The sequence below is a fragment of the Acinetobacter sp. YH12226 genome (assembly GCF_013417805.1).
GTDB lineage: Bacteria > Pseudomonadota > Gammaproteobacteria > Pseudomonadales > Moraxellaceae > Acinetobacter.
Genome location: NZ_VPDG01000021.1, coordinates 1 through 18,591, shown reverse-complemented (window position 1 = coordinate 18,591; position 18,591 = coordinate 1). Strand labels below are relative to the sequence as shown.

Genomic DNA, 18,591 nt, shown 5'->3' with positions numbered 1-18,591 from the left:
CTCTCCTTATTGAGCATCTAAAATGTCTTGAGCGATCTCTGGATAACGGTCACGCAACATGGCTACAAACAGATGACGAATTTCATTCAGACCTTGGGCATTATTGGCATCAAAGCGCACCGTGAAATACTCACCTGTATTGGATGCTCGAATGATGCCAAAACCATCCTCAAAATCAAGACGTATCCCATCAATTTTACTGATTTGCGCATGAATTCTTGCGGATTGCTGTTCAACGAAGTTTAAAAGCTCAACTGGACGCACTTGGCGCGTTGAAATATAAAGATCTTCAGTACCATACCGTTTTGGATAAGCCGCCAAGGCCTGCGCCAAACTTAGACCAGTTTGATCCAGATATTCCATGACTCTGAGCGCTGCATAGAGTCCATCATCATAGCCCCAACCGCGACCATCATTAAAGACATAATGTCCGGCATATTCCCCACCAAAAATCGCCTGATGCTGAGACTGGTTCAGATAAGTTCTGAGAAATGAACTGCCGGTACGAATCATCACCGGCTCTCCACCTAAACGTTGCACCGTATCACGAACTAAGGTTGAACATTTCACATCATAAACAAATTGGCATGGCGCTGAATCATTGAGACAAATTTCAGCAAACAGGCACAATAACTGATCGGCTGTAATAATCTGACCATGTTCATCAATCAGAACCAAGCGATCGCCATCACCGTCCAAGGCAATACCGAGATCAGCCTGCTGTTGCATGACGGTTTGACGTAAAGTCTCAAGATGTTTGTCTTGCGAAGGATCCGGCGCATGATCCGGAAAATGTCCATTCGCCTCACAACGTAAAGCAATCACTTCACAGCCCATTTTTCTGAGTACCAAGTCAGCACAACGTCCGGCTGAGCCATGCAGACCATCCAGAATCACTTTAAATGAGCGCTTTAATTGAATATCTTCTAATATTCCCTGCTGATACTGCAGGCAAAACTCTGGAATAATCTGATGCGGCAATTCAGCTAAAGTAATTAGCTGGCTATCGCAATGTGACTTTGCCAGTTGGGCCACCTGTTGAATCATCTCAGGACAAGGTGGTTCACCATCAATAATCCATTTAATACCATTATCTTCTTTAGGATTATGACTGGCAGTGACCATAATGCCATTGCCATCAAACTGGCGTGCGGTGAAATATAGCATTGGGCTGGAACAACAACCTACAATAGTGGCTTCCAGCGAATAATCTTTAAAAATACGGGCAATCGTGTCGGCAAAAGCCGGACTACTGATGCGTGCATCATAACCAATGGCGACACGTGTCTGTCCCGCAGTCTGATACTGCTGGGCTAAACCGTGGGCAATTGCATCAATGATCCCGGCACCTAATAGACTGACGTTACCGCGTATGTCATAAGCACGAAAGATATGCATGGGGAATGGATGATTCATAGATCCCATAAAACTGTCTTTTCACTATTCGTTAAAATAAGGAGATTTAAAATGATGATTTCAGCATAATGACTTTAAACATTTGTTTTTGTTTTAAGACCCGCTATTTTTAAACGATTTCAATGTAACAATCAATTATAAAAATATAATAGATCTCTTGCGAAAGTTAATTCAAGAGCATCCAATTCACCATTCCAACAATTAAATTCATTCTTAGACCAAATCGTTTCCGTCTATTTCTATACCGTTCTGTTAATATCCGAAAATATTTAAGTTTGCCGTTGATATGTTCAATTGTGATCCTACGCCGACTGATTTCTTGGTTGATCTGTTTTGCTATTTTGGGTAATGATAAATTCTTAGGTTTCTTGATTGGAATGAGTAACTTACTCTTAATCTGATGAAATCCTTTATAGGCTAAATCTGCCATAATACAAGGATAAATGATCATCTCCTTAAAATACTTACGCGCAATCGTCAGATCATGTTTTCTGCCACTTTCGACCTGTATACTTACAATTTGCTTTAGTCTTGGGTTAAAAATGACCTGTGTTTTTAGCGTATGTTTCTTCTTTTTACCGCTATAGAATTTTCTTTGTTTTTTTGGGACGCTCAATCTGTGACTCAGTGACATCAACGATCACATAATCACCTTCACTAAACTTTTAATTCCTTTTGGGTAATGCAAAAATCCGTGATTGAATCAGAGCATTTTCAACTTTATGAATAGTACGATTCACATTACTTTCAGCAAGATTATAGTCAGCGGATAATTCAATTTGAGTCCTATAACAGCGTAAGTAGTTTAGAGTTAACAATAATTGATCCTCTAAACACAAAGAATGCGGCCTTCCAGATTTTTTCTTGGCAAGTTCAGCGTGTTGTAACACCGATACCATTTTTAAGAATAATGGACGAGGAACTCCAACGAGTCGTTTAAATTCCCCATCATTAAATCGAGTTAAATTTTCATATTTCATGGGGCTAGTATAAACAATTTTTTACTTTCGCAAGAGATCTAATCTACAACTTTAGAATTATAGGGTTCTTGTAATTAAACAATGATTATTTAATTATATTTATTTTGAGTTTCATCTGATTAGATATTTGATCACTACATAAATTTTAGATTTAAATAATTCTACTTGGCCGAAAAATAAGGTTTTATTTTTTAAATATATTTCAACCCACTCATTTTTTTTAATATTTAATCTAATCAACTAAAAATGGCTTACATCCAGTTAATGAATGTAAACCATGATTAAAACTTAGTTTTTACCCGTATGACCAAAACCGCCAGCACCGCGTTCAGTCGCTTCGAATTCATTCACCAGATCGAATTCAGCTTGTACCACAGGAACCAACACATACTGCGCCAAACGTTCACCTGGCTCTAAGCTGAATGCCGTCTGACTACGGTTCCAAACGGATACCATCAATTCACCCTGATAATCAGAATCAATTAAACCTACCAGGTTACCCAACACGATCCCATGTTTATGACCCAAACCCGAACGTGGCAAGATCAGACCAGCAAATGCAGGATCTTCAATATAGATTGCTAAACCGGTTTTCACCAAGACCGTTTGGCCTGGTTCAATGATCGTAGTTTCTGTAACACACGCACGCAAATCCAGCCCCGCTGAACCTGTCGTAGCATAAGTCGGTAATGGCCATTCCTGACCAAGACGCGAGTCAAGGACTTTCACCTGAACTTTCATGTATTCATTCCTGTTGTTTCATTTAAAATAAGAGCAAGCCTTGCGCCTTATCGTTTGATAAGATTACGCAAATTATCCAGATAATGTTGGGCTTGTAATTTCGGATCGATGTTGCCTGCCAGCTTTTTCTTACGACCTAACCATTCCAGCTCATCTTCTGGTAATTCATCCAGAAAACGGCTTGGGGTCATCTGCTTCATCTGCCCACCGGCCTTGCGCTGTTCTGCCAGAGTAATGGTCAGTCCCTGACGTGCACGGGTAATCCCCACATACATCAGACGGCGTTCCTCTTCGACCGTTTCTGCAGCGATCGAGTTTTTATGTGGCAGAATTTCTTCTTCCAGCCCGATCAGATAGACATAAGGAAATTCCAGACCTTTAGACGCATGCAAAGTCAATAAATTGACTTTATCGGTGTCCTCTTCTTCCTGCTGCTGCTCGAGCATGTCCAGCAGCACCATTTTACGAATCACACTTTCAATATTTTTTTCATCAACATCTTCAGTGCGGTTAATCAGGCTTTGAATGCTGCTATAGAGCACTTCGATATTGTCGAGCTTGGTCTTTTCCTGCGCTGGTGTGGCTGCAGTTTCCTTGATGTAATCGATATAACCGGCTTCAATCATCATCTGGCGGATAATTGGCACTGGTTCATCATCATCCAGTAAATTGCGGGTAAAACCCTCAATAAAATCGGCAAACTCAGCCAATTGAGTCGTGGCCTTTTTCGGAATCGCCATGGTCAGACGCTGATCCGCAGCCGCAGCCAGAAGCGACAGATTATTTTCCTGAGCAAATAGACCGAGCTTTTCCAGCGTTACCGGACCAATTGCCCGTTTTGGCGTATTGATAATTCGTAAAAATGCACTGTCATCTTCAGGGTTAATGATCAAGCGTAAATAGCTCATCATGTCCTTGATTTCGGCACGTGCGAAGAAGGACTGTCCGCCAGATAATTTATACGGAATCTGCATCTGGCGCAGATGGGTTTCTAAAATACGCGCCTGGAAATTGCCGCGGTACAACACCGCATAATCTTTCCAGCTTTTACCGTTCATCAATTTATGCGTGATCAGGTCTTTAACCACGCGTTCTGCTTCATCATCATCATTGCGGCAGGTAATCACACGGATCACTTCACCATGGCCTTTGTCCGACCAGAGCTTTTTATCAAAAATATGCGGATTATTACCAATGACAGTGTTGGCTGCTTTGAGAATACGACTGGTCGAACGATAGTTCTGTTCCAGCTTAATCACTTTCAGATTAGGAAAATCCTGCTGCAGCAAGGCCATATTTTCCGGTTTAGCGCCACGCCAGGCATAGATTGACTGGTCATCATCGCCTACGGCGGTGAACTGTCCCATCACGCCAACCAGTAATTTCACCAGAATATACTGTGCTGTATTGGTATCCTGATATTCATCCACCAGCAGATAACGCACGCGGTTTTGCCATTTGTCACGGACTTCAGCATTTTCCTGCAGCAAGCGCGTCGGCATTACAATCAGATCATCAAAATCCACGGCGTTATAGGCGCGTAAGTTACGTTCATAAAGCTGATATAAATGCGCAAACTGCACATCTTCGGCAGTTTCACAGGTGGTATGTGCCTGCTCGGGTGGAATCAGATCATTTTTCCAGTCCGAGATCATTTTCATGGCTTTGGCAATCAGTTCTTTGCTTTCTGCACCGGATAAATTGTCACGCTGCATCAGATCCATCAGAATGCGTTTACAGTCGTCAGCATCCAGAATCGAGAAATTATTTTTCAGTGGGGTATGTTTCAACTCCAGGCGCAGCATATTCAGGCCAAAAGTATGGAAGGTCGAAACTGAAACGCCTTTACTTTCTTCACGCGTCAACAATTTGCTGACACGCTCTTTCATCTCACGTGCTGCCTTGTTGGTAAAAGTCATCGCAGTAATACGATGTGCGGGAATCCCGCAATGCTTGACTAAATACGCGATTTTTCGCGTGATCACTGAAGTCTTGCCTGAACCCGCTCCTGCAAGTACTAACAAGGGTCCTTGAGTGTATTTCATGGCTTCAAGTTGCTTGTCATTTAACTGACTGGCGAGTGACATATGGCTTCCTCTTCTAGATTCGGCTCCGATTATAGTCATCTCTGCGTCAGTTGCCTAATTTAAAATACGATTAATCAGATCAATATTCAGATATAAAAAAACCACCCGAAGGTGGTTTTTTCTTAAGCGTTCAAGAATTATTGAACTGCATATACCGCGATTTCTACACGACGGTTTTGCTCTTTACCTGCGGCAGTTGTATTGTCTGCAATTGGGTTCGCTGAACCTAAACCTTGAGCATTAATACGTGTACGTGAAACACCTTGGCCTGCCAAGTAAGTCGCTACAGAGTTTGCGCGTGCTTGAGACAATGGCAAGTTAATTGAGTCATTACCCGTGCTGTCTGTATAACCAGTTACAAGAATACCGCTCTTGTTATCTTCAGTTAATACTTGCGCCACTTTGTTTAAAGTGCCATAGAAGTTTGGTTTGATATTTGATTTGTTGGTATCAAATGTAATGCTGCCTGGCATCACAAGGTTAATCGAACCATCTGCATTACGGTTAACGTCTACGCCCGTACCCGCTGTTGCTTGACGTAATTTTTTCTCTTTGTTATCAAGATACACACCCGCTGCACCACCAACAACAGCACCAATCGCTGCTGCACGGTTATTTTGACGGCTGGTATTCGCATTGCCTTTAGAAACACCGTAACCTGCTGCAGCACCAATTAAAGTACCTAGAGCAGCTTTATCATATTCCACACCACCGATGTTATTACCAGTTGATTGACAACCTGTAAGTGCTACGGCCCCTGCTACAGCTGCTGAAATGACTAGTGCACGCATCGCATGACTCCTTGTTGTATGCTTTGTTGTTAAGCGAGATAATGATTTAAATTGAATGGGCTAACCATTGAATTTTTGTTAATAATAAATCGTTTAGTAATATTTTGTAATGTTTATATGTAACTAAAACCAAGTAGTTCGTCACAATATCTTCATAGTTTCCTGTTTAGGCTTTTTTATTTGCCTAACTGTCTCTATATTACTCAAAATATGAAAAAATTTAAGTGATTAATCTCTGGGGACTGTTTGGATATGTCATCGAATAGCAACAAGCAACCGACTTTAAAAAAACTGGCGCGTGGCCTGACGGTCACATCCGTCATGACGGGCAGTACTTTTTTTCATGGTCCCCCGGTGCTGGCCTTGGGTTTAACCAAACTTTTTAAAAAATCCGCAAAAGTGGATGAAACCAATATCAAGATTACCAACAGCTGGTTAGGGGTCAATAATTGGCTGATTGAGCATGTGCTGAAAAACACGCAATGGCAAATCAGTGTAGATGAATCACTGGATTTGAATATGCAGGGACGTTATTTGATGACCTGTAATCATCAAAGCTGGGTCGATACTACTGTCAATCAGTACTTCGGTCTGACCCGTATGCCCCTGACGCGCTTCTTTACTAAATGGGAACTTATTTTTATTCCTTTTGTCGGTCAGGCTTTTAAAATCTTAGGCTTCCCGATGATGAAGCGGCATAGCAAGGAACAGATTGCTAAAAATCCTGCACTGAAATATCGGGATATGGAAGAAGCACGTAAATCCTGTGAACAGTTGATCAGTCAGCCTTTTACCCTGTTAAATTATCTGGAAGGCACGCGTTTTACCCAAGAAAAGCATGATCAGCAGCAGTCACCCTATACACATTTACTGAAACCTAAAGCCGGTGGTCTGGCATTGGCGCTCAGTATTCTCGGCGATAAAATTGATGCGCTGGTCGACATGACCATTGTTTATCCTGACGGTATTCCGGGCTATGGTGAATTTTGGTTAGGTGAAGTGCCACGTATTGCGGTAAATTTAAGAAAAATTGATATTCCTGACTGGGTGCTCGGTGGCAATTATGAAGATGATGCTGCATACCGTGCACGTTTCCAGAAATGGATAGATCAGATCTGGACTGAAAAAGATCAGCTCATCGCACAAATGCAGCAGAACTTTGCCCAAGCCCCGATCGGATCTGTAACTGAGTAATTATGAACAACGACAACCCGGACATTACCTCCAGCTCATTTAAATTTGTTCGTAAAGGAACATGGGGCTGGAAAATTGCACTGATTTACGACATTTTCATGATGGTTTTAATCATCATCAATCTGTTCTGTCTCAGTGCCAACGCCATTTTAATGAGCGATTTTGGTAAGTGGTTGTTTGACTTCATTCGTTTACCGGAAATCTTGCAGTTTTATAAAAGTGATTTACGCCCTTGGGTCATCATTACCGAGGGCTGGTTTACCACTTTCTTGGTCTGTGAATTACTGGCACGCTGGGTCATCGCAATTGTCCTGCGTCATCATCGACGCTGGTGGTTCTTCCCTTTTGTGCACTGGTATGAAATTTTATCCATTATCCCTCAGCTACGTTTCCTGCGCCTGCTGCGAGCCGTCGCGATTGGCTACAACCTGCATAGCCATGGTTATAAAGTAATTCCCAATCGCTGGTATCGCCAAGGCAACTTTTATTACAACATGCTGATGGAAGAGCTTTCTAGTCGAGTGGTACTGACTGTACTGGACGGTATTAAGCGTGAACTGACCACGAGCACATCACATAAACAGTTAATTGATGATTTGGTGGAACATCATCGTAAATTACTGGCCATTGCCTTGGCAGATATCTTGCAGGAATCTTTAGGCAAGGAATTACAGTCACAACGTTCCATGATCGCTAAAAATGTAGGGCAAGTAGTGAATCAGGCGATTGAAGACACTCCTGAATTGACCCAATTATTACGTTTGATTCCAATTGTGGGCAGCCGGATTGAACAGCAAATTCAAAGTATTGGTCAACGCCTGGGTGAAAATATCACGCAAGGACTGATTGAACCATTTACCCACACAGGTCAAAAAGAAAATCCGACTTTTACCCTAATTTCAGATAAAATCAGCCAGATTCAGATTGAACATAATCCACATATTGATAAATTGGTCGAATCGGCTGTTTTTGAAACACTTGAAGCAATCCGAAAACAGGTGAAAGTCAAACAGTGGCAACAGATTTTAGAAGAACATGAGCAAAATCAGAGCTCAATAGATAAGTAAAGTTTAAAGTACAGAATCAGATCAATCCGTCCGGTTCTGTTCGCATAAAAAAATAACTGAGATCACTAGAGAATTACTGCAATTTGTTCTAGGATTTGCACTATTTACAACATTGCTTCGACACAAAACCAGCACGTCAGAAGTATTTAAGGAAGAATTATGGCTGATATACGGATAAAAGGCAGAATGGTCAATGCGATACGCATTAGCCTAGATACCAATGATCATGATGCAATCCGCCAGCAACTTAGCCCAAAACTACAAGCAGCATTTCCACCCGGCACTTTGGCAGTCATTGAAAGTTCAGTTGAACAGGAACTCATTGCGCTAATTCAACTATTAATCAGTCTGGATGTACAGCCTATGGCTGTTACTGAGGGTTTACTTGGAGATCAGGCGCGCGCCATTCAGTTCCCGGTACTGCCACCTGATCGCCAGTTAGAAGAAATTAAAGCCACCAAAGAACAGGTCGTGGAAGTTAAACCAGAACCTACAGCGGTGAATGATAATCAAGCACCTGCTGCTCCGATCGTCGCGCATATCACCTCATATCATGATGAAATCCTGCGTACCGGCCAATGTATCGTGCAGCATAATGGCGACATTATTATTAATGCCGGTATCAACAGTGGCTCAGAAGTGATTGCTTCAGGCAATATTCATGTTTATGGCAGCGCACGTGGTCGGGTCATTGCGGGTGCGGGTGGCAATACTGCAGCACGCATTTTCTGTCATAGTCTCGAAGCAGAACTGATTTCAATTGCAGGAACCTATTGTGTGGCGGATGATATTCCACCGCATGTAGTTAAAAAATCTGTGCATATTTACTTGAATGATCAACTAGAGCTTGTATTTGAAGCTCTACAATTTTAATGTATAAATAAACACCAAAAACCCCATTTTAAACAGGGTATTTGAACCATAACAGGAGTGGATTCGGTGGCGAAAATTGTTGTCGTAACGTCAGGCAAAGGTGGTGTAGGTAAAACTACAACGAGTGCATCTTTTGCAACAGGTTTAGCCCTACGCGGTCACAAAACTGTTGTTATTGATTTTGATGTAGGTTTACGTAACCTTGATTTGATTATGGGCTGTGAACGCCGTGTAGTTTATGATTTTGTGAATGTTTTAAATAACGAAGCACGATTACAACAAGCACTGATTCGCGATAAAGATATTGAAAATTTATATATTTTACCTGCATCACAAACACGTGATAAAGATGCCTTAACCGATGAAGGTGTTGCTCGTGTAATGGATGAGCTTTCGCAGGAATTTGATTATATTATCTGTGATTCGCCTGCCGGTATTGAGCGTGGTGCTATTTTGGCCATGTATCATGCGGATGAAGCCATCATTGTGACCAACCCTGAGATTTCTTCAGTACGTGACTCTGACCGTATCATTGGTATGCTCGACAGTAAAACTAAAAAAGTAGAACAAAACGAAGGTCGCATTCGTAAGCATCTGTGTATTACCCGTTTCAATCCGGAACGTGCCGATAAACAGGAAATGCTAACGATTGATGATATTTCTAAGGATATTTTACGTGTACCGACCTTGGGCGTTATTCCTGAGTGTCCAAGCGTTTTACAGGCATCGAATGAAGGTAAGCCGGTGATTCTTTTCACTGAAGCTTCTGCAGGTCAGGCCTATGATGATCTGGTTGCGCGTTTCCTTGGCGAAGAGCGTCCTTACCGTCATATCGAGGTAAAACCTAAGGGCTGGTTAGCACGACTATTTGGAGCGTAGACATGGCAGGATTCTGGAGTAAACTTTTTAGTGGCGAGGATAAACCATCAAGCGCACGGACTGCTAAAGACCGTTTGAAGGTGATCGTTGCATCCGAACAAGGCTTGGGTCGTCGCTTGAGCCAGGACAAAATTGACCAGATGAAGACTGAAATCATGCAAGTGGTCAATCGTTATGTTCGCGGTGTCGATGAACAGCATATTCAAATGCAGGTCCGTTCTGAAGCCAATATTGAAATGCTTGAAATGAATATCAATTTACCTGAAGAACGATAATCTGATTTTTGATTGGTCAAGTAAATTGATTCAAGGCAAAATATGAGAGTGGTAGAAATAGTAGTTTAGCTATATTCCGCCCACTTGAAGCATAGCTTCAAGTCTTGCGACTAGGCAAAGCAGTGCTTTGCTAATCTAGTCTCATATTTTGCCTTTTTTCATGCCGAAAAAACTACATTAGATCAAGGAAATTGCGATGGCATTATCTCAACCAGCGACCTTTAACGAAGAATGGTCAGATGAGCGTGTATTTGCCTACTTGAATCAGCTTCCTCCTGCAGGTGTTAATGCTGATTTTCACGTGCTGTATCATGCTTTCAAGCATATGCGTCCATTCGATTATGAACGCCTGTTGACGAAATTTGTCGCTGATGGCCGTGATGTCAATGCAACCAATCCGGAAGGACAACGCATTCATGACGTGATTGTCACTTTCCCGCGTCAAAGTGCCGAGTTCCTGGATGTATTGGCAAAATTTGCCTGAGTCAAAAATACATAAAAAAAGCCTGCTTTCAAAGCAGGCTTTTTTATTGAAGATAGACTACTAAACCAGAATCTCGCGTTTGCCATTAGCACCCATACCGCTGACAATGCCGTTTTCTTCCATCTGGTCAATGATCCGTGCAGCACGGTTGTAGCCCAAACTGAATTTACGTTGCAAGGATGAAGTAGAAGCCTTACGGGTTTCTAGTACGAATGCCACACACTGGTCATACAGTGCATCGCGGTCTGATCCACCGTCGCCACCGTCTTCAAAACCACGACTGGATGGCTCTTCATCAAATGGTGTCAGGATCTCGTCGACATAATTTGGTGAACCACGTTCACGCCATGCATCGCAGATCCGGTTGACTTCGTCATCGGCAATAAATGCACCATGCACACGCTCAGGTTCAATCTTACCTGGGCCGAGGAATAGCATGTCACCATGACCAAGCAAATCTTCTGCACCGCCGGCATCCAGAATGGTACGCGAATCGATCTTGGAGTTAACCCGTAATGCGACACGTGTCGGAATATTGGCCTTAATCAAGCCTGTGATTACATCTACTGATGGACGCTGGGTCGCAAGCAACAGGTGAATACCGGCCGCACGTGATTTTTGTGCCAGACGGGTAATCATTTCTTCGGCTTTTTTACCGACCTGCATGATCATATCCGCGAACTCATCCGCGACAATCACAATGGATGGCAACGGCGTCAAACGCGGCGCACGCTCACCCACAACAGAATCGCTGGCTTTCCAAGTAGGATCGATCAGGTCTTCACCATTGGCAATCGCCTCTTCCACCTTGCGGTTATAGTCGCTTAGTTTACGGATTTTCAGGAAAGACATCAGCTTATAACGACGTTCCATCTCATTGACACACCAGTTCAATGCGCTGACTGCATCTTTCATATCAGTAACCACAGGCGTCAACAAATGTGGAATATCATTATAGTTTGCCAGTTCCAGCTGCTTCGGATCGATCAGAATTAAACGCAATTCATCTGGGGTATATTTCAGCAACATCGATAAAATCATCGAGTTCACCGCCACCGATTTACCTGAACCCGTGGTCCCTGCCACCAACATATGCGGCGCTTTACCCAGATCAGCAATCACCGGATTACCGGAAATATCCTTACCCATTGCCATAGAGAGAATACTATTCGGATCAGTAAAGGCTGGAATGGTCAAAAGTTCGATCAAACGGACCATTTCACGGGTACTGTTTGGTACTTCAATTCCGATATACGGCTTACCCGGAATGACTTCAACCACACGCACTGATGCCATCGACATCGAACGTGCCAGATCACGCGAAATATTGGTCACTTTGGAGGCTTTTACCCCTGGCGCCAGATCTAGTTCAAAACGTGTCACGACTGGGCCTGGCTGTGCTTCTACCACTTTAGCTTTGACATTAAATTCTTGCAGCTTGATTTCAAGCAATTCAGATAAACGTGCCAGCTGCTCTTCGGTAAAATTCACTTTTTTATTCGGATCGACTTCATCCAGTAAATCTAGCCCTGGAAGTGGTGATAAATCTTTACGGCGCTCCACCACCTGCATGGCACGTGACATCGGACGGCCTGAAGCATCAGTTAAAGGAGCATCAAAATCAAACTCGTCTTCATCTTGTGGTTTACCAGCCGTTTCTTGCCAGGCTTCTACAAATTCTTCTTTAGATAAAGCCTCGCGTACTGCTGCATGAGTTGCAGAAGGAGGAGATACTGGTTGCTCTATACCCTGATGCTGAATTGGTGCCTGAACAAAAGCAGAAGATTGAGCATAGCTAGAACTACGTACCGGTTGGCTTGGCTCATCTTCTTCAATCAGTAAATCACCCAGGTCATCCAGATCGGCCTGTAATGCGCTATTTTTCACGACATGTGCCGTTGTCATAGACGCCATGACAGGTGCAACATTGGTCATGTCTTCTACAATTCTTGCCGTCTTTTCGGCTGGCGCTGTATTGAATGGACTATGCACATCGGTCGCAGTTTTGCCTTGCGGAACTGCAGCCAGAAGTTCATCAAAGATTTCATCATCATCCCAGTCCAGGCCTGTATGTGGAGCCAATGCGGTTCTGGTGTGAGCATGAGTCTGTGCTGAAACAGGTTGAGGAGCGCTTATATGTGAGACTGGAGAATTAAGCTGTTCTTCTTCGGCTGCTTTGAGTAAGGCATCAATATCCTGTTTATGGCGCTGATCTTCATTTGAATGTAAGGCACGCCACACCTCGCCTGTCGCTACCACACGATCCGGCTGTTGAGGCACTTGCTGTACTTGCTTAAATGTCTCGACTGGCTCAGGAGCCTGCTGCTCAGCCTCAGGAATATCCTCATAAAACTGCGGTTGTTGTGATTCTTTATCGGCAAAATCATCAAATAAGCGTTCAGCCACCTGATCGCGCACCACCGGATCTATTTCTACCAGTTGATGCTCAGGCGCAGGTGTTACTGCAACCGCTACTTTTTTTGCACTAATGACTGGCTCTTTTTTGGCAACAGGTGCAGTACGGTCAAAATCAGACATGCCTTCAGGCACATTGCGGTAGAACAGATCTTGCAGATAAGCAGGCGTTGCTTTGAGGCTGCTCCAGGTCTTGTTCCACTTCACCCCAAAAGCCAAGGTAAATAACACCACCCAAAGCACAAACAAGAAGAATGCTGCACCGTATACTGTCAGCAATTGTTCAAGACTCTGACCTAATTCATAGCCAATAATACCGCCGGAAGAATTATCCAGCGTATCAGCAGGGACTTGCCAGAATAAAAACAAAAGCGCTGAGGTGCTCAGCAACAGGAAGAATTGCGCAGCATAGCGAAATGGCCGGTTCAGGAAGCTACGCGGCCACCAGACCTGAATCGCCTCCATAAACAGATAGACAGGGATCAGCAGACTTGCCCAACCGAGAAAGCCAAACAAAAGGTCTGCAATCCAGGCACCCGCTACCCCACTGGCATTCGAAACGGTCTGCGTATCACTGGAGATATGCATCCACCCCGGATCAAATGGCGTATAGGTCACTGTTGCAAGAAACAGATAAATCCCAAATGAGACTAAAAATAATGTCATTACTAAGCGCTGTGCATAGGCACTCGACACCGCTGTCATATACTGTCCTGTAACCAATTCTTCATGAATATTCTTTTGCTTCAATGCTTGAAAAAAGCGACGCAATAAAATACATATTATGCACCTGTTCTGTGAAAAAAGATGCACTATTGTGCAAGCACAATGTTACTTATGCTATATAGCTCAAATCGATTTCAATGATCAATAATATCGACTTTAATCTCACACCACTGTTATACAGTTTCACGTATAATTCAATAAATTTCTAAATAAAAAAGGATACAGCTGATGAGCGCACGTCACTCACGACTGATTATTTTAGGTTCTGGCCCTGCGGGCTATAGCGCAGCAGTGTATGCAGCGCGTGCAAACTTGAAACCTACCCTGATTGCAGGCTTGCAACTGGGCGGTCAGCTGACCACGACGACTGACGTCGATAACTGGCCGGGTGATCCCGAAGGTTTGACTGGTCCCGCCTTGATGGAACGTATGCAGGCACATGCAGAGCGTTTTGGCACTGAAATCGTGTATGACCATATCAATGAAGTGGATCTTAGCCAGCGCCCGTTCGTGTTAAAAGGCGATATGGAAGAATTCACCTGTGATGCCCTGATTATCTGTACCGGTGCAACTGCCCAATACCTCGGTCTGGAATCTGAAGCAGCCTATATGGGTCAAGGTGTCAGTGCTTGCGCAACCTGTGATGGTTTCTTCTATAAAAACCAGAAAGTTATGGTCGTAGGTGGTGGTAATACCGCTGTTGAAGAAGCGTTGTATCTATCTAATATTGCTTCTCACGTGACTCTGGTTCACCGTCGTGATTCACTACGTTCTGAAAAGATCTTGCAAGATCATTTATTTGCCAAAGAAAAAGAAGGCAAGATCAGCATTATCTGGAACCATCAGGTCGATGAAGTTCTAGGCGATGCACAATCTGGCGTGACCTCGGTTCGTCTTAAATCAACTCAAGATGACTCTACTCAAAACGTTGATGTGACGGGTATGTTTGTGGCGATTGGTCATAAGCCAAATAGCGCCATGTTCGAAGGCCAGTTAGAGCTTCGTGATGGTTATATCCAGGTGCAAAGTGGTACTGCAGGTAATGCAACCCAAACTTCGGTACCGGGTGTATTTGCAGCCGGTGACATTGCGGACAGCATTTACCGTCAGGCCATTACTTCTGCGGGTTCAGGCTGTATGGCTGCGCTTGATGCGGAAAAATATCTTGATGCGATGGGCAAACTAGACTAAGCAGCAAGAATAAAAAAGCCGTCCATTATGGGCGGCTTTTTTATTGCTAGAATGAGATGATGATTTATCTATAGATTTATGTCGGGTTTGCCATGTCTTTACTTCCTCCCTCAGAATTCATTTTTCCCAATCCGGTCGAGGTTGATCCTGAAGGTGAAGGACTGATTTGTATTGGTGCCGACCTCTCCCCTTCTACACTTTATGAAGCCTATACACATGGATTATTTCCATGGTTTTCAGAAGGTGATCCAATTTGCTGGTGGAGTCCGGAACCACGCTGCATTATTCGCCCCGAAGATTATCATCCAAGCAAATCCCTGCTACGCAATATGAAAAAGCAGGACTATAAAATTACAATCAATCATGCTTTTGAAAGGGTGATTCGTTCCTGTTCATTGCCGCGTGCTTATGCAGACGACACCTGGATCAGTGAAGATATTATCGCAGGCTATTGCGACATGTTTGACGCAGGATATAGCTATAGCATTGAAGTCTGGGATGAAGATCGCGTCGTGGGTGGACTTTATGGTGTGACCATCGGTCAAGGCTGTTTTGGTGAATCCATGTTTAGTACGCAAACCGATGTTTCTAAAATGGCTTTCTATACTTTAATGCTGATTGGACAGGAAAATAAACTACCCTGGATCGACTGCCAACTGGTGAATGATCACCTGTTAAGTCTGGGTGCCTGTACACTTTCTCGCCAAGCTTATCTTAATTCTTTACAAGATATTGTAAAAAAGCCTGCGATTGATTGGAAAAATTATCAGGAAGGTGTATTTTCAAGTAAAACAATAGCGCAAAACGCGCGCTTAAGTGAATGAAAATAACAGAGGGTAGTTGTTATGAACTCTTATCAGCCAAAGGCCCTACTGAACGATTTACAGTATTATATTACGCCGCCGCATGATTGTAGCTATTTACCCAACAAGTCGGCGCGCATGGTTTTTCTGGATCCTGCACATCGAATTGATGTCGTAACTTTATCGGAACTGTCACGTACCGGTTTCCGCCGCAGTGGTGATTTCGTGTATCGACCCGAATGTCATCTGTGTCGTCAATGTCTGTCTTCGCGTGTGCCTGTTGTTGAATTCCGCATGAACAGTTCACAAAAAAAAGCCTGGAAACGGAATCAGGATCTGGTGATGAAAATTACCAGTCCAGAGCACGCCGGTGATCTACATTATGCGCTGTATGAACGCTATATTAATGAACGCCACTCAGATGGCGACATGTTCCCACCCACTCGGGATCAGTTCGAAAAATTTTTATTACAAAGCTGTGCCGACAGCTTCTTTCTAGAATTATGGCAAGATGAGCGTCTAATCAGTGTTTCAACCTGTGACTTGATGGATGATGGCATTTCTGCCGTCTATACCTTCTTTGACCCAGATGAAAATCGCCGCTCACTTGGTGCTTTTGCAATCTTGAAACAGATTGAACATGCACAAAAGCTGGGCTTGCAATTTATCTATCTGGGATATTGGGTGCCACATTCTAACAAGATGAATTACAAATCTCAGTATCTACCCTTGGAACTCTTAATCGATGGACAATGGCGACGCTTAAATCATGCCCTAAGTGCCACGGAGATTCAGCACTTGGGAAACTCATTAATGACGACCTTACCCAGCGGATGGAATCACCAGATTATTAAATAAGGTCGTCAGCTTTTATGATTTAAACAGACTGGCAAAATCATCTGTACATGCTTTCACCATAATGATGGCATGTTCACGGCTTCCGTTACTGTTAGGATAATAATTCTTGCGCAGATCAATCTGATGAAAGCCTGATTTTTCATACAGCTTGATCGCAGCCAGATTACTCTCGCGCACTTCCAGGAAAATCTGCACCGGATTATTTTTTAGCATCGCCACTGAAGCCTCCAGCAACTGATAGCCCAAGCCCTGACCTTGCTGTGCCGGATCAATTGCCATGAGCAATAAATTGGCTTCATCCAGCACTGGTTGTAAAATACAAAATCCGGCCACCTGCCCTTGCACTTCAATCACGGTACTTTGATAAGCCGTTACAGCATCTTCGAACTGTTTTAAAGTCCAGGGATGTGATTGAACTGATTTTTCAATCTTTGCAACGACTTCTACATCCGCTGCTTGCATTAAACGAATCATCTTCGTTCATCTTATATAGAATCAACCTCCGCATTATAGAAACTTCATCCAAAAAATCGAGCAAAAAAAAGAGCGATTTTAGTCGCTCTCCAATCTTCAGTTCTGTCACAAACCCAATTTGGCTTTCCAGGTCGCCAACAGTTGATCTGTATGATGATCATTCGGATGGAATCCCGGTTTAAAATACATCAGCATTTCTTTCGCCATACCCGTAATGACACCTTTAGAAGGACTATAGGCATAGGTATAAATGGCTTTTAAGGACTCAAGATTGAATTGCTGATCCTGTTTAAGCAAACGGGCGAGGAAATAGCTTTGTACCACAAATAAGGTTGCCATTGCGATGACCAAGGATGAAGTACGCAGTGCATAGGCTTTTAGGCCTTTGCCAAAAACTCCTTCAAAGACATCATATGCAACTGCCTTATGTTCATTTTCCTCGATGGCATGCCATAACCACATGGTTTTCATGGTTTCATCTGTCATCAATTCTTGAATATGGCTATTGGTCAAAAGCTGTGAGGCAATGGTTGCAGTGAAATGCTCAAGTGCCGTGGTTGCAGTTAAATCTACCATTTCTTGGGTAATACCCACAGGCTTACCCAGTTTAGCCATGACTTTACGTGTCGTTTGAATGACTTTATCGGTATAACGATCAAGCGTATCAACATCATGCCCATGTTTTTGCGCAGATGCATTAAAGCCGATATGCTCGTGAGTATGCATCGCTTCCTGACCAATAAAAGCGGAAATTTCTTTTTGTAATGCTTCATTATTGGCAATTGCAGGATGTTTACGCACCGCACGGACTGAATCTATAAAAAACTTTTCTCCCGCTGGAAATAGCGCAGATAATGCCGTCATAAAATGAGTGAGACCTGCTGAACCATTCATCCAATATTCCGGTACAGCATCAAAATCAAAGTTCATACGACGAACTGGAAAACTTGCACCCGCACGATTTGTAATATTTACTTTCGCATTCATGTGACCACTCCCATCAGGCCAATCCAGACCCGAAAATGTAATATTCATATTCTTATCTGTATATTACGTGGTAATTTTTTTTTACATAAGTGCAGTTTAGGTCAAGCCAATATCAGATAAGGACAGCTTTTAAAATCATTGTCCGACAATCTATTTTTAGTTTTATAAAAAGTTTGAATCAAAAAAAAGCGCCTCAAAGAGGCGCTTTTCTTACACAATCAGCGATTATGCAGTTACTTTAGCAACTACACCAGCACCCACTGTACGACCGCCTTCACGGATCGCAAAACGTAGACCTGGGTCCATTGCGATTGGGTGGATTAGCTCTACTGACATCTCAACGTTGTCAC

16 protein-coding genes and 2 pseudogenes are annotated in these 18,591 nt (G+C 43.2%); 9 read left to right on the top strand and 9 right to left on the bottom strand.

The annotated features are described in order from the left end of the window. Positions 1–6 precede the first annotated feature (6 nt). The 5 genes and pseudogenes from FTV08_RS14120 to FTV08_RS14100 form a co-directional block, all read right to left on the bottom strand. Positions 7–1,425, bottom strand: coding sequence for a phosphomannomutase/phosphoglucomutase (locus tag FTV08_RS14120; RefSeq protein WP_180087557.1), 1,419 nt, complete (start codon positions 1,423–1,425; stop codon positions 7–9). Between the two features lie 157 nt (positions 1,426–1,582). Beyond that, a pseudogene (locus FTV08_RS14115) lies at positions 1,583–2,396 on the bottom strand (IS5 family transposase). Between the two features lie 288 nt (positions 2,397–2,684). Beyond that, positions 2,685–3,137 carry a dUTP diphosphatase gene (gene dut, locus FTV08_RS14110; RefSeq protein ID WP_005247107.1) on the bottom strand — a complete coding sequence of 151 codons (453 nt, stop codon included), beginning with the start codon at positions 3,135–3,137 and terminating at the stop codon, positions 2,685–2,687. A gap of 47 nt (positions 3,138–3,184) precedes the next feature. Next, positions 3,185–5,224 carry a UvrD-helicase domain-containing protein gene (locus FTV08_RS14105; RefSeq protein WP_005107705.1) on the bottom strand — a complete coding sequence of 680 codons (2,040 nt, stop codon included), beginning with the start codon at positions 5,222–5,224 and terminating at the stop codon, positions 3,185–3,187. A 137-nt stretch (positions 5,225–5,361) separates the two neighbouring features. Beyond that, positions 5,362–6,015, bottom strand: a complete 654-nt coding sequence (locus FTV08_RS14100) for an OmpA family protein (RefSeq protein WP_004646124.1) — start codon at positions 6,013–6,015, stop codon at positions 5,362–5,364. Positions 6,016–6,267: 252 nt separating this feature from the next. On the opposite strand from FTV08_RS14100, the gene FTV08_RS14095 reads away from it, so the two are divergent. The 6 genes from FTV08_RS14095 (at position 6,268) to FTV08_RS14070 (ending at position 10,787) form a co-directional block, all read left to right on the top strand. After that, on the top strand, positions 6,268–7,209 hold the full coding sequence (locus tag FTV08_RS14095) for an acyltransferase (RefSeq protein WP_180087556.1): 942 nt from the start codon (positions 6,268–6,270) through the stop codon (positions 7,207–7,209). Between the two features lie 2 nt (positions 7,210–7,211). Next, positions 7,212–8,276, top strand: a complete 1,065-nt coding sequence (locus tag FTV08_RS14090) for a preprotein translocase subunit SecA (protein WP_180087555.1) — start codon at positions 7,212–7,214, stop codon at positions 8,274–8,276. 159 nt (positions 8,277–8,435) lie between these two features. After that, on the top strand, positions 8,436–9,149 hold the full coding sequence (gene minC, locus FTV08_RS14085; RefSeq protein WP_114541550.1) for a septum site-determining protein MinC: 714 nt from the start codon (positions 8,436–8,438) through the stop codon (positions 9,147–9,149). 66 nt (positions 9,150–9,215) lie between these two features. Further along, positions 9,216–10,028, top strand: a complete 813-nt coding sequence (minD, locus tag FTV08_RS14080; RefSeq protein WP_004646120.1) for a septum site-determining protein MinD — start codon at positions 9,216–9,218, stop codon at positions 10,026–10,028. A gap of 2 nt (positions 10,029–10,030) precedes the next feature. After that, the gene (minE, locus tag FTV08_RS14075; protein ID WP_004279256.1) at positions 10,031–10,303 is read left to right on the top strand and encodes a cell division topological specificity factor MinE; all 273 of its coding nucleotides are present in this window, start codon (positions 10,031–10,033) and stop codon (positions 10,301–10,303) included. A gap of 196 nt (positions 10,304–10,499) precedes the next feature. Then, a complete protein-coding gene (locus FTV08_RS14070) occupies positions 10,500–10,787 on the top strand; it encodes a PA4642 family protein (protein ID WP_180087554.1) in 288 nt (95 codons plus the stop codon). A gap of 60 nt (positions 10,788–10,847) precedes the next feature. Here FTV08_RS14070 and FTV08_RS14065 read toward each other — a convergent pair whose 3' ends face one another. Further along, complete coding sequence (locus FTV08_RS14065; RefSeq protein WP_180087553.1) at positions 10,848–13,907, bottom strand: DNA translocase FtsK; 3,060 nt, start codon at positions 13,905–13,907, stop codon at positions 10,848–10,850. Between the two features lie 249 nt (positions 13,908–14,156). Between FTV08_RS14065 and trxB the strand changes: the two genes are divergently transcribed. From trxB to FTV08_RS14050, 3 genes are all read left to right on the top strand, one after another. After that, positions 14,157–15,119, top strand: a complete 963-nt coding sequence (trxB, locus tag FTV08_RS14060) for a thioredoxin-disulfide reductase (protein WP_121980281.1) — start codon at positions 14,157–14,159, stop codon at positions 15,117–15,119. A gap of 92 nt (positions 15,120–15,211) precedes the next feature. Continuing rightward, entirely contained in the window at positions 15,212–15,943 is a 732-nt protein-coding gene (gene aat / locus FTV08_RS14055) for a leucyl/phenylalanyl-tRNA--protein transferase (RefSeq protein WP_180087552.1), read from the top strand. Between the two features lie 21 nt (positions 15,944–15,964). Beyond that, a complete protein-coding gene (locus FTV08_RS14050) occupies positions 15,965–16,780 on the top strand; it encodes an arginyltransferase (RefSeq protein WP_180087551.1) in 816 nt (271 codons plus the stop codon). 12 nt (positions 16,781–16,792) lie between these two features. Here FTV08_RS14050 and rimI read toward each other — a convergent pair whose 3' ends face one another. The 3 genes and pseudogenes from rimI to FTV08_RS14035 form a co-directional block, all read right to left on the bottom strand. After that, complete coding sequence (gene rimI / locus FTV08_RS14045) at positions 16,793–17,254, bottom strand: ribosomal protein S18-alanine N-acetyltransferase (RefSeq protein WP_164543256.1); 462 nt, start codon at positions 17,252–17,254, stop codon at positions 16,793–16,795. A gap of 105 nt (positions 17,255–17,359) precedes the next feature. Then, entirely contained in the window at positions 17,360–18,241 is an 882-nt protein-coding gene (locus FTV08_RS14040) for a metal-dependent hydrolase (RefSeq protein ID WP_164543255.1), read from the bottom strand. A gap of 225 nt (positions 18,242–18,466) precedes the next feature. Beyond that, positions 18,467–18,591, bottom strand: a pseudogene (locus FTV08_RS14035) (elongation factor Tu); the annotation flags it as partial.

Coding starts and splice junctions, on each gene's coding strand:
- FTV08_RS14100 (WP_004646124.1), bottom strand. CDS start 6,015: ATGCGTGCACTAGTCATTTCAGCAGCTGTAGCAGGGGCCGTAGCACTT.
- FTV08_RS14040 (WP_164543255.1), bottom strand. CDS start 18,241: ATGAATGCGAAAGTAAATATTACAAATCGTGCGGGTGCAAGTTTTCCA.
- rimI (WP_164543256.1), bottom strand. CDS start 17,254: ATGATTCGTTTAATGCAAGCAGCGGATGTAGAAGTCGTTGCAAAGATT.
- FTV08_RS14120 (WP_180087557.1), bottom strand. CDS start 1,425: ATGGGATCTATGAATCATCCATTCCCCATGCATATCTTTCGTGCTTAT.
- FTV08_RS14090 (WP_180087555.1), top strand. CDS start 7,212: ATGAACAACGACAACCCGGACATTACCTCCAGCTCATTTAAATTTGTT.
- FTV08_RS14070 (WP_180087554.1), top strand. CDS start 10,500: ATGGCATTATCTCAACCAGCGACCTTTAACGAAGAATGGTCAGATGAG.
- aat (WP_180087552.1), top strand. CDS start 15,212: ATGTCTTTACTTCCTCCCTCAGAATTCATTTTTCCCAATCCGGTCGAG.
- trxB (WP_121980281.1), top strand. CDS start 14,157: ATGAGCGCACGTCACTCACGACTGATTATTTTAGGTTCTGGCCCTGCG.
- FTV08_RS14065 (WP_180087553.1), bottom strand. CDS start 13,907: ATGACAGCGGTGTCGAGTGCCTATGCACAGCGCTTAGTAATGACATTA.
- minC (WP_114541550.1), top strand. CDS start 8,436: ATGGCTGATATACGGATAAAAGGCAGAATGGTCAATGCGATACGCATT.
- dut (WP_005247107.1), bottom strand. CDS start 3,137: ATGAAAGTTCAGGTGAAAGTCCTTGACTCGCGTCTTGGTCAGGAATGG.
- FTV08_RS14095 (WP_180087556.1), top strand. CDS start 6,268: ATGTCATCGAATAGCAACAAGCAACCGACTTTAAAAAAACTGGCGCGT.
- minE (WP_004279256.1), top strand. CDS start 10,031: ATGGCAGGATTCTGGAGTAAACTTTTTAGTGGCGAGGATAAACCATCA.
- FTV08_RS14105 (WP_005107705.1), bottom strand. CDS start 5,224: ATGTCACTCGCCAGTCAGTTAAATGACAAGCAACTTGAAGCCATGAAA.
- FTV08_RS14050 (WP_180087551.1), top strand. CDS start 15,965: ATGAACTCTTATCAGCCAAAGGCCCTACTGAACGATTTACAGTATTAT.